The 24,394-nt window shown below is 42.2% G+C and carries 26 protein-coding genes; 17 read left to right on the top strand and 9 right to left on the bottom strand.

Features of this window, described 5'->3' with window-relative positions:
• Positions 1-171 precede the first annotated feature (171 nt).
• Together ACQSGY_RS24115 and ACQSGY_RS24120 are read right to left on the bottom strand one after the other, a co-directional pair.
• Positions 172-891, bottom strand: coding sequence for a DsbA family protein (locus tag ACQSGY_RS24115; protein ID WP_427181254.1), 720 nt, complete (start codon positions 889-891; stop codon positions 172-174).
• 243 nt (positions 892-1,134) lie between these two features.
• Positions 1,135-2,292: a serine hydrolase domain-containing protein gene (locus tag ACQSGY_RS24120; protein WP_427181255.1), complete on the bottom strand. Its 1,158-nt coding sequence runs from the start codon at positions 2,290-2,292 to the stop codon at positions 1,135-1,137.
• A gap of 171 nt (positions 2,293-2,463) precedes the next feature.
• On the opposite strand from ACQSGY_RS24120, the gene ACQSGY_RS24125 reads away from it, so the two are divergent.
• Positions 2,464-2,907: an Lrp/AsnC family transcriptional regulator gene (locus tag ACQSGY_RS24125; RefSeq protein ID WP_216514248.1), complete on the top strand. Its 444-nt coding sequence runs from the start codon at positions 2,464-2,466 to the stop codon at positions 2,905-2,907.
• A 7-nt stretch (positions 2,908-2,914) separates the two neighbouring features.
• Here ACQSGY_RS24125 and ACQSGY_RS24130 read toward each other — a convergent pair whose 3' ends face one another.
• Positions 2,915-4,114, bottom strand: coding sequence for an MFS transporter (locus ACQSGY_RS24130; RefSeq protein WP_427181256.1), 1,200 nt, complete (start codon positions 4,112-4,114; stop codon positions 2,915-2,917).
• 342 nt (positions 4,115-4,456) lie between these two features.
• Between ACQSGY_RS24130 and ACQSGY_RS24135 the strand changes: the two genes are divergently transcribed.
• The 7 genes from ACQSGY_RS24135 to ACQSGY_RS24165 all read left to right on the top strand — a co-directional run bounded on the left by ACQSGY_RS24135 (position 4,457) and on the right by ACQSGY_RS24165 (position 10,402).
• Positions 4,457-5,176, top strand: a complete 720-nt coding sequence (locus ACQSGY_RS24135) for a DUF421 domain-containing protein (protein WP_427181298.1) — start codon at positions 4,457-4,459, stop codon at positions 5,174-5,176.
• Positions 5,177-5,240: 64 nt separating this feature from the next.
• Positions 5,241-6,197 (top strand): phosphotransferase, encoded by a 957-nt coding sequence (locus ACQSGY_RS24140; RefSeq protein ID WP_427181257.1) that lies wholly within the window; start codon positions 5,241-5,243, stop codon positions 6,195-6,197.
• A gap of 219 nt (positions 6,198-6,416) precedes the next feature.
• On the top strand, positions 6,417-6,767 hold the full coding sequence (locus tag ACQSGY_RS24145; protein ID WP_427181299.1) for a DoxX family protein: 351 nt from the start codon (positions 6,417-6,419) through the stop codon (positions 6,765-6,767).
• A 235-nt stretch (positions 6,768-7,002) separates the two neighbouring features.
• Complete coding sequence (locus tag ACQSGY_RS24150; protein WP_427181258.1) at positions 7,003-7,398, top strand: hypothetical protein; 396 nt, start codon at positions 7,003-7,005, stop codon at positions 7,396-7,398.
• An 18-nt stretch (positions 7,399-7,416) separates the two neighbouring features.
• On the top strand, positions 7,417-7,956 hold the full coding sequence (locus tag ACQSGY_RS24155) for a GNAT family N-acetyltransferase (RefSeq protein WP_427181259.1): 540 nt from the start codon (positions 7,417-7,419) through the stop codon (positions 7,954-7,956).
• Between the two features lie 192 nt (positions 7,957-8,148).
• A complete protein-coding gene (locus tag ACQSGY_RS24160) occupies positions 8,149-8,808 on the top strand; it encodes an ATP-binding cassette domain-containing protein (RefSeq protein WP_427181300.1) in 660 nt (219 codons plus the stop codon).
• Entirely contained in the window at positions 8,792-10,402 is a 1,611-nt protein-coding gene (locus ACQSGY_RS24165; protein ID WP_427181260.1) for a hypothetical protein, read from the top strand. Before ACQSGY_RS24160 ends, ACQSGY_RS24165 begins: the two co-directional genes overlap by 17 nt.
• A 97-nt stretch (positions 10,403-10,499) precedes the next feature.
• Here the strand turns inward: ACQSGY_RS24165 and ACQSGY_RS24170 are convergent, their stop codons facing one another.
• A complete protein-coding gene (locus tag ACQSGY_RS24170; RefSeq protein WP_427181261.1) occupies positions 10,500-11,555 on the bottom strand; it encodes a YeiH family protein in 1,056 nt (351 codons plus the stop codon).
• 180 nt (positions 11,556-11,735) lie between these two features.
• On the opposite strand from ACQSGY_RS24170, the gene ACQSGY_RS24175 reads away from it, so the two are divergent.
• The 4 genes from ACQSGY_RS24175 to ACQSGY_RS24190 all read left to right on the top strand — a co-directional run bounded on the left by ACQSGY_RS24175 (position 11,736) and on the right by ACQSGY_RS24190 (position 15,261).
• Positions 11,736-12,632: a LysR family transcriptional regulator gene (locus tag ACQSGY_RS24175; RefSeq protein WP_427181262.1), complete on the top strand. Its 897-nt coding sequence runs from the start codon at positions 11,736-11,738 to the stop codon at positions 12,630-12,632.
• Positions 12,633-12,866: 234 nt separating this feature from the next.
• Positions 12,867-13,028: a hypothetical protein gene (locus ACQSGY_RS24180; RefSeq protein WP_427181263.1), complete on the top strand. Its 162-nt coding sequence runs from the start codon at positions 12,867-12,869 to the stop codon at positions 13,026-13,028.
• Positions 13,029-13,744: 716 nt separating this feature from the next.
• Complete coding sequence (locus ACQSGY_RS24185) at positions 13,745-14,011, top strand: CD3324 family protein (RefSeq protein ID WP_111270944.1); 267 nt, start codon at positions 13,745-13,747, stop codon at positions 14,009-14,011.
• A gap of 158 nt (positions 14,012-14,169) precedes the next feature.
• The gene (locus ACQSGY_RS24190) at positions 14,170-15,261 is read left to right on the top strand and encodes a nucleotidyltransferase domain-containing protein (protein ID WP_427181264.1); all 1,092 of its coding nucleotides are present in this window, start codon (positions 14,170-14,172) and stop codon (positions 15,259-15,261) included.
• A 110-nt stretch (positions 15,262-15,371) separates the two neighbouring features.
• On the opposite strand, the gene ACQSGY_RS24195 is transcribed toward ACQSGY_RS24190, so the two are convergent.
• The 3 genes from ACQSGY_RS24195 to garR form a co-directional block, all read right to left on the bottom strand.
• Positions 15,372-16,691, bottom strand: coding sequence for a gluconate:H+ symporter (locus ACQSGY_RS24195; RefSeq protein WP_289372679.1), 1,320 nt, complete (start codon positions 16,689-16,691; stop codon positions 15,372-15,374).
• A 125-nt stretch (positions 16,692-16,816) separates the two neighbouring features.
• Positions 16,817-18,253: a four-carbon acid sugar kinase family protein gene (locus ACQSGY_RS24200; RefSeq protein ID WP_427181265.1), complete on the bottom strand. Its 1,437-nt coding sequence runs from the start codon at positions 18,251-18,253 to the stop codon at positions 16,817-16,819.
• Positions 18,240-19,148, bottom strand: coding sequence for a 2-hydroxy-3-oxopropionate reductase (garR, locus tag ACQSGY_RS24205; RefSeq protein WP_427181266.1), 909 nt, complete (start codon positions 19,146-19,148; stop codon positions 18,240-18,242). The genes ACQSGY_RS24200 and garR overlap by 14 nt, the downstream gene beginning before the upstream one ends.
• 214 nt (positions 19,149-19,362) lie before the next feature.
• Here garR and ACQSGY_RS24210 point away from each other — a divergent pair, with 214 nt between their 5' ends.
• The 3 genes from ACQSGY_RS24210 to ACQSGY_RS24220 all read left to right on the top strand — a co-directional run bounded on the left by ACQSGY_RS24210 (position 19,363) and on the right by ACQSGY_RS24220 (position 21,797).
• The gene (locus ACQSGY_RS24210; RefSeq protein WP_289376905.1) at positions 19,363-20,013 is read left to right on the top strand and encodes a GntR family transcriptional regulator; all 651 of its coding nucleotides are present in this window, start codon (positions 19,363-19,365) and stop codon (positions 20,011-20,013) included.
• Positions 20,014-20,104: 91 nt separating this feature from the next.
• Entirely contained in the window at positions 20,105-20,710 is a 606-nt protein-coding gene (locus tag ACQSGY_RS24215; RefSeq protein WP_427181267.1) for a histidine phosphatase family protein, read from the top strand.
• Between the two features lie 265 nt (positions 20,711-20,975).
• Positions 20,976-21,797, top strand: coding sequence for a GNAT family N-acetyltransferase (locus tag ACQSGY_RS24220; protein ID WP_427181268.1), 822 nt, complete (start codon positions 20,976-20,978; stop codon positions 21,795-21,797).
• Between the two features lie 38 nt (positions 21,798-21,835).
• On the opposite strand, the gene ACQSGY_RS24225 is transcribed toward ACQSGY_RS24220, so the two are convergent.
• Positions 21,836-22,804 (bottom strand): helix-turn-helix transcriptional regulator, encoded by a 969-nt coding sequence (locus tag ACQSGY_RS24225; RefSeq protein WP_427181269.1) that lies wholly within the window; start codon positions 22,802-22,804, stop codon positions 21,836-21,838.
• Between the two features lie 137 nt (positions 22,805-22,941).
• On the opposite strand from ACQSGY_RS24225, the gene ACQSGY_RS24230 reads away from it, so the two are divergent.
• Both ACQSGY_RS24230 and ACQSGY_RS24235 read left to right on the top strand, forming a co-directional pair.
• Entirely contained in the window at positions 22,942-23,421 is a 480-nt protein-coding gene (locus ACQSGY_RS24230; RefSeq protein ID WP_427181270.1) for a GyrI-like domain-containing protein, read from the top strand.
• Positions 23,422-23,444: 23 nt separating this feature from the next.
• Entirely contained in the window at positions 23,445-23,912 is a 468-nt protein-coding gene (locus tag ACQSGY_RS24235) for a phage tail protein (protein ID WP_427181271.1), read from the top strand.
• Between the two features lie 180 nt (positions 23,913-24,092).
• Here the strand turns inward: ACQSGY_RS24235 and ACQSGY_RS24240 are convergent, their stop codons facing one another.
• Positions 24,093-24,389 carry a spore coat protein gene (locus ACQSGY_RS24240; RefSeq protein ID WP_427181272.1) on the bottom strand — a complete coding sequence of 99 codons (297 nt, stop codon included), beginning with the start codon at positions 24,387-24,389 and terminating at the stop codon, positions 24,093-24,095.
• Positions 24,390-24,394 lie beyond the last annotated feature (5 nt).

Raw genomic sequence — 24,394 nt, forward strand, 5'->3', positions numbered from 1 at the left:
ATCCCCAGATTTTCTGGATTCCCTTTTTCAAAGGGGAAAATTTGATTATTAATTCTAACAGCAGCGCCTTAAGCTGCTGTTTTTTACTCTCATCAGGGCATGCTGAAGCAGAGAGATTTCTGGAATATTGGCATCCCAAATTACCACTAACCCCTTTTTGCTTGATTCAATTTAACAGCCTGTTTTATTATCCACTGCACATTGATCCTCTTTAGTTGGCTGCGCAACAATCGTACTCGCAAGACGCTTTTCAAGTTCATCGATATCCATCGTCGCACCTAACGAAACAAAGTTAGCACCATCACGAAGAAGCAGGGTTGGATAGCTGTTTACGCCAAGACGTTGAACCTTGTCAAATTCCTTGTGTACCTCAGCAACCGTCTCTTGATTGCTTAAAAGCTTCATCACTGTGTCTGCATCCATATGATGATCCACGGCAATTTTATAATAAGTTTGTGGGGCGCTAAGACTCAAGCCATCATAATAGAAAGCTTTTTGCATCGCAGAGGCAAGATCCATTGCACGATCAGGTGCCAGTGAACGCAAAGCATAAAATCCGATAGCTGCGGACTCAGAATCCAGAACAAAACTTCCTTCGTTTAGAAGCTCCTGATATGCAAGACCAAATTTTGCTCCCGTAATTTGACTAATGCGTTTATTGGCTTCGGGAATATGAGGGAATGCTGCGATTGAATGACTGCGATCACCAACAAACAGGCCGCCGCTCAAAATAGTAAGTGGCCATTCGGGATGATTTTCGTGCAAACTGCGAATTGTACTTGAAAACCCGTAACACCAGCCACAATAAGCGTCCCATACATAGATAAGCTCTTTTTCAGAATTCATAATAACACCTTTCTCATCCATTTTTTTGACTTGCAAAAAGAACATATATGAAATTTCTCATAGATCACACAACATGCAACTATAATAGTTACATTTATGTTTGTTGTCAATCTGAATTTGTATATTCACTTTAACAATATCTCGTAATATTAAGCCTGGATTCTATAAACTGGGGGTATGGGTGATAGAAGAACCATTGCAAAAAAAAAGCCACAGCGACAGACTTGAAAAAATAAAGTCTTGGACTGTGACTGGTGTAACGACCTATTTATGCGTCTAAGTAAACATCTAAAACAAAGCTTTGTACACAGATTCACACAGCTCCGTGGTAAATCTGCCTGACATGCCCTCAAGCGCTGTATTGGTAAATGCTACAACACTAAGCTCTTCACTCGGATCAACAAACCAGGAGTGACCATAGGTACCACCCATGCGCCATGTTCCCGGAGATTCCGGTGTATTGGCAGCAACCGGGTCTTTTAACAGCGTAAATCCAAGTCCAAAACCTCGCCCAGGCCAATAGGGCATTGGAAGATCACCAATCTGATTGGTTATCATTTCTGTGACCAGATTCCTCGGCAGAATCGGATGTCCTCCTTGCCGCAAAACTTCCAGGAGTTTAAGAAAATCTCCCGCGCTGCCAATCATACCGGCTCCCCCGGAAGGATATGCTGACTGATCAGCAAACCTGTCAGGTGAAAGGAGGAAGCCCGCAGTTCCCTCCAGAAAAGGTACCGAATCCAATTCATGCAATCGCCGCGGTTCGTCCTCTCCGTCTGCGTATGCCGTGGTCAATCTGTCTATATCCACAGGGCTGAAATCGGTGTCCATCATAGAGAGGGGATGTGTTACAAGCAGCTGAACCGCTTCACGCAGCGGCATGGCCGTAACCTTTTCAATGACTGCACCAAGTACATCTGTTGCGATAGAATACCTCCACATGGTTCCCGGTTTATACAGAAGCGGGGCAGAAGAAAGCCTCCGTAGATTCTCTTCCAAAGTAATTCCCGCCAGATCCATGCCGTCCGATACCCCTGCCAGCGCATAAGTTCCCCCTTCCTCCTGAAAGAATCGATAGGTTAAGCCAGCAGTATGTGTCATCAATTGTTGGATCGTTATAGAGGTATGTTGTCCGTTTGGCAGCTTGGGACAAAATCCAGGCAGCCATTTCTCCACAAGATCATCCAACTGCAGTTTTCCTTTCGAAATTAATACTAAAGCTGCCGTGGATACAACCGGTTTGGTTACCGAAGCATATCTGAACAAAGCATCCTCCTGCATCAGTCGTTGCTGCTCGCGGTCGGCCCAGCCGGCAGGCCTGCTGTAAACTAGCTCCCCGCCTTTTGAGATTTGCACGACAGCACCTACAATTCTTTTTTCCTCAAGTGTGCGATTAATGACTTCATTAACTTCATTATGCAGTAATTCAATATCCATTTTTCTCATCGTCTTACTCCTTTTCTACAGTGATTTACTTGATTATTTATAGCAAGTGTGTTTATTATATAAATAATTTCTAACGTCTTACATAAGACAAACAAGGCAAACAAATTGATTTGCATTGATTACAAAGGTATTCTAAAGAAATTACTTTATAAAAGAAGGATGGCGATCACCTTGGACGAAATTGATAAAAATATACTGCTCCATCTGCAGAATCAGGCCAGATTATCGATGACAGATTTAGGAAAGCTGGTGGGGCTGTCTCAGCCAGCCGTCACTGAACGTGTAAAACGCATGGAAGAAAAGGGAGTTATCGAGGAATACCGAACCGTCATATCTTCGCAAAAATTGGGAAAGCAATGCACAGCCTATATGCTTGTTCGGACTCGGAATTGTTATCCTTTTCTTGATTTTTGTCGTTCTTCACCAGAAGTCATAGAATGTTCCCGCATCAGTGGAGAGCATAACTATTTATTGAAGGTCCTCACAGAAACAACACAGGAACTGGAGGAGTTTGAAAATCGTTGCGATCAATTCGGCACCTATACTACGCTAATTGTGATGTCTTCACCGATTGCTTACAAAAACCTGATTGAAGAAGCGAATTTACTCACATAAGGCTCCTTCAGGAAGGAAAGCCATGCTTTCTTGTTAGCCATACCGCAAGCAAAGAGGGAATCAAGAGGAGCAGTAATGTGCCTGGAAGAAAGCCGGCTCCAAGCCATTCGAGAAATAAGCCGCCAATCATACCTCCCCCGCCGATGGCCACATTCCATGTTGTAACCAGCATGGATTGGGCTATATCTGCATTTTCCCTCCCGGCTTGTGCAATGGCTGTTTGCAGCAAAGTGGCAACTCCGCCAAATGTGAGTCCCCATACAGAAACCCCGATAATGATGATAGCCGGTTGATTCATTCCCAGGCCCAAGGATAGAGAAGCCAAAGCAAAGCCCGTGATGCTGATTAGAACCAGTATTCTTAGAAAGCGGTCAATCAGCAGACCTATCACCCAAATGCCAGCAACCGAGGTTATTCCAAAAATAAGAAGAACCAAATCCACGCGTTGAGATAACGCAGTTTCCGCAAGATACGGTGCAATATAAGTGTATAGAATATTATGAGCTAACACCCATGCAAGCACGACAAACAGAATCGGTCGTACACCCGGCATCAGGAACACCTTGTGAATCGGGAGCTGTTCACCTGCAGTCTCTCCTTTAAAATCCGGTACCTTCCAGAGTAACCAGCCAATAAGGACTACCGTTAACAACGATACTGCTCCAAATATAAGACGCCATCCTGTATAAGCACCTAAAAAAGTGCCTAAGGGAACGCCCAGCGCCAACGCCAACGGGGTGCCCATCATCGCTACAGCCATCGCTTTACCCTTCTGCGCATCAGGCACCATGCGCCGTGCATAACCAGCTGTCATTCCCCACAGAACTCCTGCCGAGACACCTGCAAAGAAACGCGCCACGAGTGTAAGCATATAAACGGAAGATAGTGCGGTGATCGTATTAAATACAAGAAAGCCAACGATACACAGCAGCAGAAGCGGGCGACGTCTCCAGCCTCGGGTAGCTGTTGTTAAAGGAATGGCTGCCAGAAGTGATCCAACCGCATAGAGCGTAATCCATTGTCCAGCGAGTGCTTCTGTGACTCCGAGATCTTTTGCGATTTGCGGCAGCAATCCAGCAGGCAGGCTTTCTGTAAGAATGCAGATGAATACGGCCATGGCCAAGGCCAGCAGCTCAATCCACGGAAAACGTTTGGAAGACGATAACTCAGCGTTATCCTTCCTTACAAGAGCAATATTTGAGTTCACGAAAAAATTCTCCTTTATTTATTTTGGCCGCTATAGAAAATTCAGCCTCCATATAAGCATATATAAATCAAACACGAAGCTACATAGATGAATAAAGGCAGATACAGCGAAAAAAGAGGAACTTGCTTTTATTTCTATAGAAAATTCATGATTTTAAAGGCAAAAAAGCAGCATCGTCAGATGCCGCCCGTGTACGGTGTCAAGCACATTTAAAAATGATTTTCAGCAAAGCTATGGTGTACTGACTATTGAGTTTAATTGAGAATCATGTGTACACATTATATTTTGAATCTGGTATGTACATACTTTTAGGAAAATCCGAAGTTGAGTTTCAAGGAAAGGGTGATCCTTTTGTACGATCATTTCATTATTTTGATCCGAAGTATTTCAGCATTTCTACTCTTATTGGTCATTGCACGAATACTTGGTAAACAAACATTATCCAATATGAATTTTCATGACTTCGTTACGGCTGTGATTATGGGGGCCATTGCAGCGAATCTGGCATTTAACGAAAAAATGGAGGTGATCCATCTCATCATTTCCCTTGTTGTTTTTACCGGGACATCGTATTTACTGTCTAAATTAAACCTCCGAAGTCGAAAAATCCGTTTGTTAGCAGAAGGATCTCCTACAGTGTTAATTGAAGGCGGAAAGATATTGGAGCATAATCTGTCCAAAAACAAAATGACTATGGATTCCCTTAACCAGGCACTCAGGCAAAAAGAGGTTTTTGATATTAACGAGGTCGAATACGCCTTATTAGAAGTTAACGGCCAAATTTCAGTCATGAAGAAAAAGCAATTCAGGACAGTGACGATGCAGGATATCCACAAAAAAGACAAAACAAAGGAACAACTACCCATCGAAATCATTATGGACGGACAATTACTGAAAGATAATATGAGCTTAAGTCAGGTTTCCCAAGACCAGTTAACGAAGCAGCTCAGGTCACATCAGAAACAGATCAGTGATGTTTTCTATGCAGTTATAGGGAGTAACGGTAAGCTTTATATCGATTACTATAAAGATCAATTAAAGCACCCGGTTGACGTGGAGTAGATATATTTTCCTGAATCAGGTATATTTCTAGTGAGCTGACTTTATGAATGGATGAGGGCAATAGATGGAAATAAATCATGAGCTTCAAAATCTTTTGCAGCGCACAATAAAAGAATATATACATCCTGCAGCAGAAATTCTAAACATCGAAACCACGCCTATACATTCGGGTACACAGGCCGTGCGTTTGATGCGTCATCATGTACAATTCAAGATACCCGATCAAATATCAAGTATATCTCTTGTTTCAAAACAAGCTGCCCGGATCGAACAGCAGGTGCTGACATGGCTTTACTCACAAAAAGCAAATGTACCTTTTTCTTTGTCATCTTGGTCTGTTTCTGATCACTTGGAAGCAGAGGAACGATCTCTTCTCTGTATAGAGGATGTGGATTACCAAACAGACTATACAAACTTAGACATTGGATTGCTTCAAAAAAGTGAGATAAAAGCCTTATCACACATTCATATCTCAAATTTCGGTCAAAAAAAAGCACTATCCTGGCTGCCCGAGATAGACACTCGCTATGTTGAAAAAATGATTGGCGAGTATTGGAAGCCGCAGTGGCAAGCAGCTAAACAATATGAACATTTTATTGCGCTTTTTGGCGACTATATACCCATAGTGGAATCAGCAGCAGATGCCATTTTAAAGGACATACAGCATGTATTAAACGATCAGAGCAGTCAAACCTTGATTCATAACGATCTTAACCCAGGCAACGTTCTGGTTCGCCAAAATACGGAGGTCATCTTTATTGATTGGGAAGAGGCTAAATACGGCTCATTGTTCCTCGACATCGCTATGCGCTGTAGAACTCCTGAACAGATGAATGACTATAGGGATTTACTATCTGCTAAGAGCATAGAATTTACAGATCATCATTGGAATCAATTGTACACCATCGCTTCCCGTTACCTGGGGCTTCGATATATGACCTGGAATCTGGGAGCTTGGACTACTCAGTCGAATGCCAAAGATCAGCTGAGAGGGTATTTGGATATGGTGGCGGGTCGCTAATGGATTCGGAAATGCTGGAGAAACATTTTAAAACATTTGTCTCTGAAGTCGCTATGATAGCGGCTTTTTTTTACGTCATTTTACTAGGGCGTGTCTTGACTTTTAGAACGAAATATAACAAAATACATGCTATGGCATATAGTTGTTAAATATGATTGTTGATTACTAAATATGCTACAGCATATTTAACTTGTATATGTACAACTGGATGAAAGAAGGATAGCAATGAGCATTTTTATCACAGTTCTACAAGTTTTATTGGGTATCTTTTTCCTTTTTACAGGAAGCAAAATCATTTCAGGTAAAATGGCGGATGAATTTAAACGTTTTGGACTGCCATCATTTTTTAACGTTATGACTGGTTCGTTTGAGATTGTGGGGGCCGTTGGCATGATCGTGGGAATATGGATGCCCGTCACGGCGATATTGGCTGGTGTACTGTTAGGCGGAACCATGCTTGCCGGAGCGTTCACCTTGATTGTTCTGGCTAAGGATCCGATACAAAAAGCGATTCCTGCACTGGTTTTGTTTGTACTCAGTTTGATTGTATCTGTGTATCATTTCTTCTAAATCAAGAAGATTAACCAGACTTTAGAAAAGGCAATGCAGTATAGCTAAAACATGCTATAGCATGTAAATCAAATTAATTCCATTCGACCATGTCTTGGAAAATTTAGTATGATAATCAGCTCAGGTCGCAGTATAATAGGTGCAAGCGGATTGGGAGGAGGTGGTTGTATGAGTGAAAGCGATATTAGTGATATTGCTCCGATTTTAAAACTAAATAGTAGAGGGAGATGCTTTCATGAGTTACAACCCCGAAATTCCAAGAAACCGATATGATAACTATGGTGACCGTGAATGGACACGTCTTGAAAAAGACCAGTTCGGGATGGAAGCAACAACGTGGCTTATGGGCACAGGGGTTCAAGATGAAGAGCATTATCCCGTTTCAAGCAAGCATTACATTCATATGATGAGAAGCACCGAATTGGATGCATTACTTGCTCCGTTTCCAGTTAGGGTTCTGGAGAGAAGCTCTGCCGGACTATACACGCAAGCTGGAGATGCTGCCCTGGAGAATGCGCGTAATGATCCGGAATTTTGGAAGCTGATTGTTGAAAGGGAAATTGAATTCACCAAATTACCGGGCACTCTTGATGCAGGCATGAATCTTATCTATGTTGTACAAAAGTTGTAAATTGCAAGGAGTGGTCGTTTGAAGATAGAACAAGTATTTGAATATGATATTGATAAGGAATTAGAAACAAAGCTCCAAGATTTATTAAGTAGCTGTTTTCCCAAAGTTTATCCTTCAGATCGAATTTATTTTAAACAGCTGCCTCATTTCAGATTTCTTGCGTTTAATCACGATAATCAGCTTGTGGGGCAGGTTGGTTTAGACTACAGAGTGATGAATCTAGGTGGAGAACCTGTGAGAATATTAGGTATCATTGATTTATGTGTTTCACATCAAGCTCGCTCTGCGGGAATAGGCACCTCATTATTGTTAGAGGTTGATAAATTCTCAGTAGAGAGGAATATCGATTTTATTTTATTATTTGCAGATCACATGGCTTTATATGAGAAAAATGGGTATACAACGGTTGAAAACCAGTGTACATGGATGAAAATTGATCATGAATCTCAGACCACCACAGGAATAGGCTGCGAATCACTGAACGAATTAATGGTAAAGAACGTTGGGAATAAAGAGTGGAATAAAGGAGCTTTAGATTTATTAGGGTATTTGTATTAAACTGGAATCCGATCATACGTATTGAAGGACACACGCAAAATCCTCATTGAAGTCGCTATTTTAGCGACTTTTTTTGCTATGCCAGGTATTCTTTTTTGTGTGAATACAAGGAATTACATTGTTCGAAAAAGAATACAAATAAGATTTGTTGTATTATTTTTTCATTAATGATTATAATTTGAAAAGGGTAAGATTTATGGTCTGCTCGGACGAAATGGCACTGGAAAAACAACATTGTTTAATTGTTTAAGTGGTGAGCTTCCAACAGATAACGGTACGATGAAACTTGTTCATGAAGCGACAACCCGTAATTTAGAGATGCATGACGTAGGTTACGTATATTCTCTGCCTATGCTGCCAGAATTTCTGACGGGATATGAGTTTGTACGTTTTTTTATTGAGGTTAATGCTGATGTCATCGAAGAGCGAGGAACGGATCTAGATGCCTTGTTCGATATGATGCACATTGCGGAGGATGACCGACACAAGCTCATTAAGTATTACTCGCACGGAATGAAAAATAAAGTTCAAATGCTGTTATTTTTACTCATAAAACCTACGGTGATTCTGTTGGACGAACCATTGACCTCCTTCGACGTCATCGTTGCAAGCGAGATGAAACAATTGCTGCGTGATATGAAAAAGGATCATATTCTCATCTTCTCCACGCACATCTTACAATTGGCAACGGATCTGTGTGATGAATTAGTTATTTTAAATCATGGCAGTTTGACTCCAATTTCACCTGAAATCCTTACGCAACCCGACTTTGAAGAACAAATTATTGAGTTATTGCGAGATGACAACGGGCAATATGTTCAGAAGGAGAATGCCGATGCAGGGAATCTTTAGTACGATTTCTCGCATGTGGCAGCTACAGGTGATTTCGCTAGTCAACCGTTTAATATATTTCATGCAAAGCTTACCGGTTATAGGCTCGTTAATCCGTGATCAAACGTATGCTGCTTTTCGCACGAAACGTATATTAGGTGCAATCGCCGTAATTTTAAGACTTGGTGCTGGTTTGTTCGAAAGTATACTCTACTTTGGGGTATTACTCGTATGGCCCATACTGTTATGGACGGAAGGGCCGGATACGGAGCGGTTTACACTTCTTCTTCATATGTATTTATGCATCAGTGGCATAATGGGCGGGGTAACTGGTGCAAAAGTGTTGGAATCCAACAAGATGAAGTATACTGCTGTTCGACTTATGCGAATGAATCCAAACCGGTTTATACGGGCTGTACTCTTAAACAGGTATACAACGTTTTTCTTGTATCATGGCTTTGTATTTACCCTTATTTCGGTATTTTTTAACTTTTCGATCATTCACGCATGGATGGTCGTAGGAATCATGACGTTTTGGCGAGTGCTGTGCGAATTCTTTCATTTGCAGCTGTTTCAATGGAAAGGCATCGTTCTTGTCCGAAAAACATGGCTTATGAGTTTGACCATGTTACTTACACTGACTGCTGCTTATCTTCCCTTAACGCAATGGAGCATTCCTCCATTTGGAGCTGCGGTATTTGATCAACGATGGCTTGTAATATTGATATTGCTGTCAGGGATTGTCGCTGGGTATGCGCTGCTAAAACATACGGATTATGCAACCGCAGTGCGTGCAGTAACAAATTATGCTGATCCATTGTTGAACACAGAAATTATGATGGCCGATCTTCAGCAAAGATTGGTTCAGTCCAAAGACAATGATCTGGCCAACCTTTATGTCGGTGAACAGAGCACCCTAAGCAACAAGGGATACGAGCAAATGCACGCGCTGTTTGTTAAGAGGCACGCTAATCTCTTTCGGGCACCGTTCCGCAGACGTTTAATCGCGATTATGGTCATTGGTTTCATATTATCTTTCCTGGCACTGATCTTCAAAGATCATATTTCTGTTGAATTCATTGCAAGATTTTCTCCTTTATTCATTGTAGTTATGCTGCATCTAACTGTAGGAAGCCAGATTTGCAGAGCTTTCTTCTACCATTGTGATAGACCCTTGATGCGTTATCCATTTTACCGTGAGCATGCGCAACAGCATTTTCTGTTAAGATTGAGAAATATATTAAAGTTAAATCTAAAATTAGGTTTATGTTTAGCAGCTGTGCTAAGTATACCTGTACTCATACTAACTGAAGGGGCAAACATAAGTGCACTACTTCCCATTTGGGTTATAACCGCTGCACTTGCTGCATTTTTCTCAGTACACCATCTATTGTTATATTATCTGTTTCAACCTTATACAGTGGAGTTAGAGACAAATAGTCCTTTATTCTCATTGGCAAACGGCTTCATTACTTTGGGGTTTATTGTGACGATGTATTGGGCACCTCCACTATGGGCATTAACCGTTGTTTTAACAATCCTGACTGCGGCCTATCTATCTAGCGCTGTTCTTCTCGTAAAAAAATATGCGCATAACCGTTTTAGATTAAAATAGACAGAGAATCGAGTCGCTTTGATAAAACCGTTTATCCCTTTCGGATCAACGGTTTTTTAGCATTCAGGCACTGGAATTGACAGATTAATCGCCCTCATCAGCCAAGCCCAAACATTCGGATCAATGCATACCCCATAAGGGAAAGAATCACAGAGCCAATAAAACCGGCCGCAAAAGCCTTTAAACCCTTCTGTCGGAACGAGGCTGTATCTACAGTAAGACCCAGACCAGCCATCGCCATAGCAATAAGCAAATATGCAGTAACAATGATGAGATTGGTTAGATCATGTGGGATAATATGCATCGTATTCACTGCGCTCATTATGAGGAAACCCAATATAAACCAAGGAATCGGCAGAGCTTTCCAACTTCTTCTCGTATTCAACCTGCTGTTCCCCGTATCGTTAGAATGAGACTGACGATTGGACCAGAATCCCATCAACATAGCAACCGGAACCAGAAGGGCAACACGTGTTAATTTTACCATGACTGCCAGATCCACAGCCTCTTTATTCACAGGTTCCGCAGCTGCAATGACATGAGCGATTTCGTGCAGCGTCGCTCCTGCAAAGATGCCATATCCTGATGAAGACAAGTGCAGAAAGGGATATAGAAGCGTATAGGCGATTGTAAAAACAGTTCCTAGAATGGCTACGGTAGCCGCACCGATTGTTGCTTCTTCATCCTTGGCTTTAATTTGAGGGGCAATGGCAACAACCGCTGCCGCGCCGCAGATGCCTGTTCCACATGCCGTTAACAGCCCCAAGTTTTTTTCAACCTTGAACCATTTTGCAATGCCGTACACAACAAATATCGTTATCGCAACATTTAGAATGGAGATTACAACAACCTTAGGACCTGCATGGAGGATATCACGTAAGTTCAATCGCATGCCAAGCAGAATAATTCCATATCGTAGAAGCTTTTTGGAGGAAAAAGAAATGCCGCTTACCATATGCTCAGGCACATTGCGAATGGCCCGCCAGATCATACCAAGCAGGATCGCGAGCACGAGCTGACCCATCATGTTTAGCAATGGGAAGCTGGCTGCATATTTGGCAACCAGCGCCAGGATGAGTGTTAAGGCAATGCCTGACAGGAAGCCTCGTTTTTCCTTGTGGTTCTCCTGCTGTAAAACGTAAATTTGACTCATGCAGATCACATCCGATTCCTTTATTTCGTGCTCATGTATAACTATAATTAGTTATGATTCAGAAGAGAAATACAGGAATGAAATGCTTATCATAATAAAAACTAATTATTAAATGAATTGAAGCCGTATGAAATAGAAAATGAATTAGAGCTATCTAAACGAGAAAAGGAGACCTTCACCATGATTGTTGAAAGCTTGAAGTTATACGTCACTGTGGTTGAACAGCGTAATTTTTCAAAAGCAGCAGAAATATTGCACATGTCACAGCCTGGTGTTAGTTCGCAGATTCGGAAATTGGAGAAGGAATTTAATGTGAAGTTAATGCATCGTTCGCCCAAGTGGGTCAAATTGACGGAAGCAGGAGAGCTACTCTATGTGCGTGCCAAGGAAATGCTGAATCTGTATGAATCGGTGAAATTGGATATAGCCAGGTTACAAGATAACGTAAGTGGGTCACTACAGATCGGAGCAAGCTTTACTATTGGAGAATATGTGCTTCCTCGCCTGTTCTCATCCTTTGCCAAGCAGTACCCCGACGTTTCCATGGAAGTGTTCATCCGAAATTCGTCCCAGGTTATTGAAGCTGTTCGACGTAGTGATATCGATTTTGGTTTGGTTGAGGAAGACGTTGAAGCTCCTGACTTGAATGTGACAACATTTATGCAGGATGAATTGATTATCGTGGCTGCGGAAGCACATCCGCTAAGCTTGTCTATGAATATCGATCTGGAGCAGCTGCAGCATCAAGTATGGGTACTTCGCGAGACAGGTTCGGGAACCAGATCTGTTAGTGACCGATTTCTGGCTCAGACGGGACTACGCATAAGCCGTTCATATGTGTTTAACAGCAGTCAGAGCGTGAAGGAAGCCGTGTTCTCTGGTTTAGGCATCGCGATGTTGTCTCGCTGGGTTGTAAAAAGGGAGCTGTCCGCAGGAGTGCTTAAAGAAATTTCTATTCCGGGTATTCTGATGGAGAGAAACTTTTCTCTCGTTCGACGAAAGGATCAAATACCTACCCGAGCCAACGAAGTTTTTTCTGAAAAACTACTGAAACTGGACAACCACTTTATATGGTGAATTCGCTAGTAAGATTTAATGGAAATACACACTGCAATGCATGGCTTGTTCTCAATTGATCCCGCAGGAATAAAAATCCTTTTACAATCATTGGTATTACGATATAATGCAGTAAACAAGTGCATTATCCAACAATAAAAGAGAAATGCTGTTATTTAGTGTAAGAAACTTGCTTGCGGATTCATGTTATTGAACCGGAAAATGAAAATCTTATCTACATTGGAGGTAATCGTTATGGTCAAAAAGAAAATGTCCATAGCCCTCAGCGCAGTCTTAGCCGTATCCATGCTGGCTGCTGGTGCGATCGTGTTTATCCAGGATAATCCAACATTAGAGATAGCGAAAACAGCAGGGGAAAAAAAGGTGGAAGTCATCAAGGCTATTCAAAGCGCCTGATACGTTATTAACGGAATTAGAACGCTACCTCAGCTGGTTTAACCGAGCTGAGGTTTTTCATTTTGCTATATAAATTGAATTAAAGAAACGACATTATGCCGCTTAACGATCCATGATCGTCAAAGATCGCTGTAATGGGGCAAGATACCAGCCTTGGTAGGCTGTTTAAGTCGAAGAGGGAAGGCTAACGATCTCCATAGAGCTTATTTTCCCTGAATCGGGGACATTTGAATTCTAACGATCTCCAGGAAGCTTATTCCATTCGAAATCCTGAAAAATGAGCCTGATCAAGCTGATTTCAGCAGAATAGCGTCTCTGGGGATCGTTAGAATTTTCCAAAGCCCAAATATGCCGAAATAAGGCTTCTCCTGATCGTTAGCGCTCGCAGTAGAGGGTGGCAGACTTGCACTTTCCACTTGCCATGAGCGATAGACGATATCTGACTAATGTGTCTGGATTGATGAGCAAATTGGAGTGGATGGTGTAAAATTTTAGTTCAACTTATATAGCAAGAAGTTTTCATTAATCTGGGAGGTGAGTCTGGTGAAAGAAATCGGAGTGGGGTTCTTACATGCTTGGCTCTATGCAAAGCCAGTGAACGATATGGCAATGCTTTGTGTAGAGCTGAGTAACAACCCATATTGCCAACGTTGAATCCTAGTATTCAAATAACTGGCTTTGCACCTTATTGATCCATTAAATAAGGAGTGAGGCCCATGAAATATTCCAATGCCGAATCTATTCTTCCTGAAGAACTGCTGCGAACTATTCAAGAATACGTTCAAGGTGAACTTATTTATATCCCGAAACCCAAAGAGGCCCATCTGAAATGGGGCGAGAAAACACATAGCAAGAGCAGGGTATCTGCTCGAAATGCGGAGATTCAATCGTTATTTCGCAATGGGCTCAGCATAGAAGAATTGGCGAGTCAGTATTTTTTATCCTACGAAAGCATTAAGAAAATTGTTTATAAAAAGAGCTAATGTCATCCGCTAAATGGTCGTATCGACGGTTTAGCGGTTTTTTGTGCAAAGATGGATTAAATCAACTTATACATAGTCACCACACTGCTGCATCGTTAGACTCAAGTTAAGGTTGCCGGGAAGAGAAACGGGCAGCTTTTATAAAAGGGGTGTAACGAATGAACGAAATGATAAAGAAGAAGCTGCAGAACAAAAATGAACAGCTGATTAACATGGTAATTGAACGCGCAAAAAGAGATTTTCCCGATGATATCGCCATTATTGGGCTTACGGGTTCATTTAGCACGGGGGATTTTCATGAGAAGAGTGATCTTGATCTGATTATTATTAATCATACAGATCGGGGATGGGGAATATCCGATTGCTTCATTCTGGAGGACGTTGGATATGACATCTATTGCACACCATGGGATACAAGAATACGAGCGCAATCCACCTTGGAAAGTCCCGCGGTATCGAGCTTGACCAACTTAAAAATTCTCTATTATGCAGCGCCAGAAGACTTGGAGAGATTGAACGATTTCCGGCTAAAAGCTCTTGATGCACTTGCAGCCCCGATTGGAGAAACATGTCTTAACCGGGCAAAGGAATGGATCGACCAGGCCAAGCAAGCATACAGCGACACCATGCTGGGTGAAGAGATCGGTTCAGTGCGTCAGGCTTCTGCCAATGTTCTGTACAATCTGGTTCATGCCCTGGTTAGCATGAATAATACATGTATCCAGCGAGGCATCAAGCGATATCTGGAGGAAATCCAATCGCTTCGTTATGTACCGAATGATCTTGAATCCTTATACATGTCAATTATTGAAGCTCACACTATTGAAGAAATCCGAATGGCATCCTTTAATATGTTGAAAAGCGTTGAGATGTTACATCGCACTCTGTGTGATATGTTTATCGTTAAACCCGCTCCAAGCTTTGATAATCTGGGAGGAACGTACGAGGAATTATGGTGCAACTATCGTAACAAAATCGTAAACAGTGTTACAACGAATGATGCCGCCTACGTCTTTCTTTCAGCTTTTGGAGCACAAGAGTATCTTGATGAAATGGCTATGACAAAAGGCACGAAGAGATTTGATCTGATGCAATACTTTAATGCAAGTGATCTTCCTGTCATGGAAGAGAGATTCCTTGAAGTAATGGATCAATATCTGGATCAGTATCATAAGGTCGGCAGGGAAGTTAAACGTTTTGCAACCTTTGAGCAGCTATATGATGATTATATGAAGGGTCATGAAGAGTAAGCTGCTCCTGACAACCGAAATACGAGCGGGAATTGACCGAAAACACGAAAGAGCCGAAGCGAGATGATCTCTGCTTCGACTCTTTCTGCACTTCTAGGTTAGGTAATACATCACATAAACATATCCAAAATCAGAACACCCGCAAGTCCTACCAAGGATATAATCGTTACCATGACGGACCAGGTTTTTATCGTTTTGCCTATACTCAGATTAAAATACTCTTTGTAAATCCAGAAGCCTGCATCATTTACATGGGAGAACGTCACACTACCTGCACCAGCTGCCAGAACCATCAGTTCCGGACTGACCCCCGTTGCGGCAACTAGCGGTGCGGCAATACCAGCTGCTGTCATACCAGCTACCGTTGCAGAACCAACAGCAATTCTCAAGATGGCTGCAATCAACCATGTCAGTACGAGGGGAGAAAGAGTGGAGCCTGCCATAAGATCGGAAATATATTGGTCAATATGACTGTCAATCAATACTTGCTTGAACGCACCGCCACCAGCAATGATGAGAAGAATCATACCGATGCCGCTTACTGACTCACTCAGCGATTTCATGATTTCCGGCATTTTTTTGCCCAGATTCAATCCAAACGTGAAGATGGCAACAATGACAGAGATCAACAAAGCCACATTAGCATTACCGATAAAATCAGTCACTGGTGAGATTACCGATCCAGGTGCAAAAATATGCACAATCGTTTGCAGCGCAATCAAAATGACGGGTAGAAGTGCCGTGAAAAGACTGATTCCGAATTTAGGCAGCTCTTCTTCCTTGAATTCCTTTGGATCAAATAACCCTTTGGGGATTTCAATCTGCAAGGCTTCTTTTTTAAACAGCTTGGTGTACACAGGACCTGCAAGGATAAATGCAGGGATTGCAATCAGGATGCCCAGGATCATCGTTAATCCGATATTCGCTCCAAAAACATTAGCAACAGCTGTTGGACCCGGGTGCGGAGGCACAAATCCGTGCATCGTTATAAGGGCTGCAATGACAGGCATTCCAAGATACAGAACAGGCACACGTGCAGCTCTGGCGATGGTAAATACCAACGGGATCAAAACAACTACCCCAGTTTCGAAAAATAAAGCGATTCCAACAATAGCTGCTGTAATAACGGCTGCCAGCTGCGTTCGTTTCTGGCCAAAAGCGCTGATCATCGTTGTTGCAATTCGCTGTGCGCCGCCGGAATCGGTCATTAATTTACCGAGAATACCTCCAAAGATGATAATCATCGTTAAATGACCAAGTGTTCCACCTAAACCGGATTCGATGGACTCAACAGCCTGAATCGGTGTCATTCCTTCCAGCACTCCAACAGCCAGAGAGACAATAATCAATGATATGAAAGCGTTTAACTTAAAGGCCATCATTAAGATGAGTAGTAGAACAACTCCAATGGTAACGGAGATAATTGGCATATGTTTTCCTCTTTTCTGATTGGTCTTGATCCAAAAGACCGCATGCAGGGAGGGCACTGTTTTCATACTAATAGACAGTCCAGTGCTGCTCCATACATAAGGGTCATATTAAGCATGTACTTGAATCACTTGGCACTTAACATTTCAACGACTTCTCTTAAATCCGTTTTGGTACCCACGTTACCAGGGAAGATGACATAGGAAATGCCCGGGAACTTGCTTTCATTACCTGTGGTCCACACGGGTATTCCTGGACGAATTTGCCCCGCAACGGTAGCTCTTTTGACTTCAAGACCGTTGGTTCCAATATCGCTTGAAGTAATGCCGCCTTTAGCAATGATGTAGGCCGGTCGAACTTCCAAACGTTTCACAATACTCGTAACGGCATCGGAAATTTGAACGGACAGCTTTAATTCATCTTCTTTTCTGTCCTCTCCAAGATCTAATCGCTCCCGTTTGGTGTAAACAGCGACATTTTTACCCTCAAGAATCCATTTATTAGTCGTTTCAACAACTCTGTTCAGTTCGTTCTCAAATTGATCAGGTTCCAGAACAAGATGTACGTTAAACTCAACAAACTCAACTGCATTCGACTTCTTCAGCTCTTCGAACTGTTCTGTTGTTTTTTGGACGTGTGACCCAATGATAACTAATCCGCCATGATTGGTGTAGTCACTCATCATCTCTGCACGCGTTAGCAGACTTCGGTCACTAATGCCTCCAATGACCTTGGTCAGTGCAGCAGCACTTCTAAACATAAAATGCTTACCTTTATGGATCGCTCGAATGAAAGCGATGGTGAAGATCTGTACGTCGGTATAATCAACCGCATTGACAATGACTTTATTAAAATCCTTAACACTCAACAACTGATTTTCGATCAGGTCAATGTTCATGCTGCGCAGACTTTCAAGAGAGATGTAAGTCATATGTTCTGCTGAATACTGGCCATTCGACTTTTCTTCAGCCCATTCGCCTAAGTGTGATCGGGAGTAACCAAAGGTGCGATCTTTAGCAAACTCGGTTTCTCCAGCAGGCACCAGTTCCGTACCATATTGAACATAGTGAACATTATCAATGGTGAAGCGTCCGCCTTCTTTGAAAAAGGGGAGGATGATCTCACCGTCAAATTGCATATCTGACTTGGCTTCAACTGTATCCTTCAACACTTCCGTCTCTAATGGGTAGTGACCTCTTAATGTGGAATCTCCACGACTAATAATCGTAAACTTGCGATTATTTCTCCTTGCAGCTTCAACGATATTTGCACCAATCTCCTGGTGTGCCTTTGTTGTCTCGGCAGCTGTAAATCCGCGTGAGTTGGTAAGAATGAAGAACATGGGATGCTCTTCCTTAAAACCTCTGTCGATGCTTTCCAGTGACCAATCCGTATAGACCGATACACCATGTACCGTTTGCACACCCGTTGGATCATCATCGAGCACGATAATTTTGTGATCGAATTGTTGAAGTTCCTTTTCAATCATTTGCTGAACAAGGGAGGTATCTACAGAAGGTATGTTATTGAACACTTCCTCAACAGATCGATTATTGTTTTGCATGATCAAGACCCCTTACTTCAACATTCGCTAATTTTTCATAATACTGCACGATCCCGCCGTGGTCATGCATCAATTTCCCGTCAACCTTCAGTGCATGGAACATCTCTAACAGATGACTGGATAGGGGAAGAGGTACACCAATCTCGTGTGCTGTCTCCATGACATTAGTGATATCTTTCATATTAATCGCGATCGTGCCCCCTGGAGCAAAGTTTCTTTCCAGAATCAGCGGAACTTTGGCATCCAGAACTGCACTGCCTGCCAAACCGCCTCGGATGGCCTGGTACATTTTCTCGATATCTATACCCGCTTTCGCTGCAAGGACGAGCGCTTCGGACATGGCAGCAATGTTCAAGTTAACGATGATCTGGTTTGCGAGCTTCGCTGTAACTCCGCATCCGCTATCCCCAACGAGAGTGACTGCCGTCCCCATATCAAACAATACTGACTTGGCTTGCTCGAATACGCTTTCTTTACCGCCCACCATAATTGCCAAAGTTCCATCAATAGCTTTAGGTTCCCCGCCGCTAACTGGCGCATCCAGAAAGCCAACTCCTTTTTTGGCCGCTTCTTCTGCCAGAGCGATGGATACAGCAGGAGTGATGGAGCTCATGTCGATAATAATAGAGCCTTCTTTTGCTCCAGATAAAATGCCATGCTCACCCAAAACAACAGCCTGCACATGCTGAGAAGCAGGGAGCATCGTAATAATAATTTCACAGTTTTCAGCGACTTCTCTTGGCGTAGAAGCTGCAGCAGCACCAGAGTCTATTAATATCTGAACCGCTTCCTGATTAAGATCGTTCACGGTTAATTCATGTCCTGCTTTTCTAAGATTTAGAGCCATTGGTTTGCCCATGATCCCCAGTCCGATAAAACCTACTTTTTTAGCCATAATGTTGTCCTCCTAAACCTTTTCTAAACTAGAGCCTGAAACCCTGTCAGCAACCGCTTACATCGCTGTTTGCGTTTTCATTGTATACTAAAAATATAAAATTGTATACATTAAAATCTTATTTTGTATACAATTTTTGAGTTTTCGTATATTTTTATTGCGAAGCCTCGTATATTGGAATGCTTTTATGAACATAATTTGGTACTATATTGATATGAGAAATGAAACTGAGGTGAAGTTAGTGCATGAAAATAATAGTTCGCGACCGGCGTATCACCAGTGTTACGAAATTCTTCGAGACAAGATTTTGAATGGTGATCTTCCTAGCGGTACGAAGATCGTTGAAGAGAAGCTGGCTGCCGAGCTCGGAGTGAGCAGAACACCCATCAGGGATTCGATACGCAAGCTTGAGAACGAAGGATTAATTCTTCAGAAGAGAGTAGTCAAGCCTACCGAGAAGGATTTACGTAATTTATTTAATGTTCGTATACTGTTAGAAGGGTACTCGGCCAAATGCGCGGCGAATTTCCTGAAAGACAATGAGATTGAGGAACTGTACAAGTATGTGGAGATCGGGAGATCGGGGACCAAGGACGAGATCATGTCAGCCAACGAAAGTTTTCATAACGATATTGTAAAAGCGAGTAATAATCCACTCATGATTGATATTATAGATCGGATGCAGGCTATTATTTATCTGTTCCGTAAAACAGTTGTGATTTATAATCGTCCTCATCTTATTGATGAACACGAGGAAATTTATAGTGCAATTAAGTCCAGAGATGGAGAGAAAGCAGAAGCATTGATGAAAAAACATTTAGAAAACGATCTGAACTTTTATTTGCACGTGATGAGCAATCAATAAGAAATCGGAATGCTGGAATAAAAATGGATAATAAGGGGGAACGTAGGAAGAAAAAAGGTGGAATTCCATGTACCGTTTATGCGTTTTGTTCATGAGTCTTTTTCTGATCGTTGGAGCATCTTATACAGCTGATGCCTCCGAAATTTCCGGAGCTTCTCTCATAAATGATCTCCAAAAAGGTGGTTACATCCTTTATGTTCGACACGGGGATGCAACCGTGGGGGAAGATCAGCAAAATTTCAGTCTGGCAGATTGCTCCACACAGCGAAATTTAAGTGCACTTGGAAGGGAACAGGCAGAGAAGTATGGTAATGCTATTCGAAAACTGAATATCCCCGTCCTTTTTCCCGTAGAGGCAAGCCCCCTATGTAGAACGATCCAAACCGCCCAGATTGCTTTTGGCACACAAGACGTAAAGGTAAATGCATTCTGGTTAAATATATATAAACTCAGTCAGATGCAAAACACTGAAAGTGTAAACAGTACACTTCAAGCATTTACAAATGAAGTTGGACAAACACCTCAAGCGGGTTCTAACCGGTTGATTGTAGCTCACTCTTTTCCTTCAGGTGTGGGTTTAGGGGAACTTGCGAGTATGGAAACAGTCATTATTAAACCACTGGGAGATCATAAAGGGTATCAAGTTGTTGGAACATTGAAGCTGGAAGATGTTTTGCAGCTCGCCGGAATGCAGTGATCATATAGGGTTTCTACATTCCGGAGAACCCTATTTTATGTTGGATGGATGAACAGGAGAGGCAGCTTTATTGACAAAAGCTGCCTCTTTTTTGATTTCAATATGAACATATGCTTCCCAAGCAACGGAACACCGTGAAGAATCTTTGGACATTCGTTTCAATTTAATAGTAATATGACATTGGTAGAGATAGCCAAAATGCCTATTAAGCATAGTGCTGATCATTTTAAGCTGGAATGAATACATGAAGAGGATGTGAGCAATAGTGAAATTGCCCATTATTAACGAACAACTCGCTAAACGTATTGTGAATTGTGAAACCGATTACTTGACCTCAAGGATCAGATCCATTGGCGAACGAAGCGGCAATCCGGAAGGAGTGGAGATTAAGCAACTCGGAGATACGACTGCTTTTTATATCCAAACGATGCCTTGGGGTTTATTCAATTCAGTAAAGGGCTTCACGCAGGACGATACTGACAAGCTGGAAGAAATCATTGAATTCTATGATCAAAGAAATAGAGCATTTCAGCTAGATGTCAATCCTGCGGCCACTAATCCTGCAATGTTAAGGCGACTAGCTGAAAAAGGATTATATCAAGACAGCTTTCATTCCGTTCTGTATGGTTTGCCAAGAGGCGAATTACCAAAGCTGCCTTCCAATATAACCATTCGTGCAATTGAAGATGAGGCGGATTTTGATCTCTTTGCAGGCATACATTGTGTCGGGTCCGGGATGGATATCATACATAAACATCATTTTGTAAATAACAATATCGGTTTGCTTCATCGCCCCGGTTGGAAATTATTCTTAGCCTCATGGGATGACGTACCAGCCGCTGTTGCTGTTATGCATATCGGCAGCGGCAGCAATATTGCCTCTTTCACATTAGCCGCAACCGCTCCTGAGTATAGACAAAAAGGTTTACAAACCGCCCTGCTGATGTGGCGAATGTACGAAGCATATAAAGCGAACTGTGAACTGGTCGTTGCTCAAGCAAGTTTTGGCAGCTCCAGTCAAAACAATATGGAACGAGTCGGCATGCAAATTGCCTGGACACGATCCGTTTGGGTACCATTTAAATAATATGAAAGGCGCAGCCGTAGTGCTACGGATCAAGAGCTTTAAGATTCCCCGAATAAGAAAAACATCGTTGCATGAATACTTTCCATAACTTCTTTGGGCATTTCCCTGATCCGGATATCCCGACCCAGGAAAAGCAGCCAATTTGTAATTTCGGCTAACTCATCCTTATGCTGAACATTGATGAAAGTCTTTAAAATTGCCGTAGTCTGAAAAGGGTTGGTGTATGCCATTGAAATTTTTAAGGGATGGTATTTTTTAAACTGCGCAATCGCCATTGGCCCGAGTTCTAAGACAAGGTTGATGGCTTCTTCCCGTTTGTTTAATCGCTCTGCAATCTTCTTTGGATGGATTCTTTTTTTCCCCGGATAGGGTTTGACATCTGTGAGAAGGTCGACTGGAATAATGCGCCTCTGGTGCTGTTCAAGATCAAAGCCTTCGATTTGCCATGCGTTTTTTTCACGATAAAGATGTAACAAATAGATGGGATATGACTTTACTTCATCGGCTTCCTCCGTGGAAAGCAATAAATAGCGGTCTGCAAGAATAATTTGAATCAGTTGTTCCAACATAGGATGGGGCAAATCAGACAAATCAAGCAGATCAGGATTGTGGGGGTTGGTCCCCTCAAACAAAAGAACCTGATTTAACAAAACGAGATCATCCTGCTGACTTTCCGAGATGAGACCTAATAATTTTTCTGCTAAAGAATGACGACTTTTGAGGTAAGGGAGTTGTTGATTTTTGGTAGCCATGAATGCAATAATCAGCGCTTTAATCTCATTATCCGTAAAGCGGACAGTCGGGAGGACAGAGTTGTTCATGACAAAATATCCCCCGTCTCTTCCTACTTCGGCCACAAGAGGCATGCCCATGGCTTCAATTTCCCGAATATCTCTAATAGCCGTTGATCGAGAGATGTTAAATTCTCGCATGATCTCCGAAATGGTAAAATGAGCACGGTTATTGATATACCGCATGATTATGTTAATCCGTTCCACTTTTTTCATAGGGACCCTCTAAACAGTATCATATTTTGACATGATTTATGGCTATTATAAACGTATCAAGCGGAAAAACAAATCTTTAAAGAAACATGACAATGTGCATCCCTTGAAAAATCCATTTCATAAAAGGAGCTTGAATAATGTCAGCATACACTCTTGAGGAAAAAGACGGCTTCATTGTGTTAGGTATCGGAACGGAGCTGAAGAGCGATTACACGGACTACGTGGGTATAAACAAAGAAAAGATGGCGTTTTGGCAGACTGTGACGCAGGATGGAACGCTGGACAAATTAAAGGCTATCGCAACAAACGACTATATCTTTGCCGTGAGCGAGGCAGTAAATCATAAGATGATGTATTATGCAGGTGTTATGACAGAAGCATCATTACAAGAAGAACACAGAGTAATTCAATTCCCCAAGGGACAATATCTCGTCGTTAAAGGGGAAGGGAAGACGGCTGATGAGTTGAGTAACAAGCTGACCGGTATCGCTTTTGGTCAAGTCTTGCCAGCAGCTGACGATTTTGCCTATGTTGGCGGGCCCAATACAACTGTTGAGATGGAACATCGAGACGGCCTTGTATTCGGTGAAATGTGGATTCCGGTTGTGAAGAAATAAATGAAATTAAAGGAGGAGCGAGCATGTCCGATAGCGTAGATTTTAAAAATGTGTCCACCGTTGGTCTTGAATCTTCACCTGTTGCAGAAGAGCTTGCTGGCCTGCGAGCAAATGAAGCTCGTTATTTTATGAACAAATATAAGCATGAATTTACGGTCGTACCCGCCAGCGAGAGCCAAGAGACGCTGGAATATGTAAGTCGAATTTTGAAAGAAGAACGTGGTATTGAGTTTGCGGCCAGACCATTGGAGACATCCCGCTTTCAAGTGGAAAATATCAGGTGGGCCTTTGTCTTTTATGAGGATGGTCTAGCAGTCAATGTCTTGTATACGGTGGATGACCCCAAAAAACGTGCCGTTGGTTTTAAGCTTTCAGAGAGAATGGACGTGCCTCAGGATCTGGAAGAAAAGAAGTTTAAATTCGCCAGACAAAAGTCCAAACTGGCTGGAACAATTCGAGGTACGTACTTTGTGATAAAAGGGGAGTATTGAACTATACAGGCTCTTCTGGGACAAGAACATATTTCCTTGAATGCCGCTTTTTCAGCGGCTTTTTTATTTTCTCGGTACAAGTTCTTATCCTCAGCAAAGGACAAGAACTTATACCGATTGCCAGAATAGTCAGTAACATCGTGAGATTGCCGATTCGGCGAATATCTAAGTTAAGCGGGATCAGGACTGTATGTCCATAGCCGTTTGAATGTTTTTCAGATCGAGTTGAATTTGCTCTGAAATATGGTAAGGGTGGTATAGGCCATTTTGCATCATGTAATTTGAAATCTTTTCATGAGAGTCTATGGCTTCATCGAGCTGTTTCATCAAAATTTGCTTGATTTCGGGGGTAGCACATTCGGTCACAGCCATCGCGTAATTTCTGACTGCACTCTTGGCGTTTATCAAAAAGTCCATTGCAATCACGTCATCAGTCATCGTATGAAGGCCTGACATGTATTCTAGTATTGGGTTCATTTTTT

The organism is Paenibacillus sp. TC-CSREp1 (genome assembly GCF_050171015.1).
Lineage (GTDB): Bacteria > Bacillota > Bacilli > Paenibacillales > Paenibacillaceae > Paenibacillus > Paenibacillus silvae.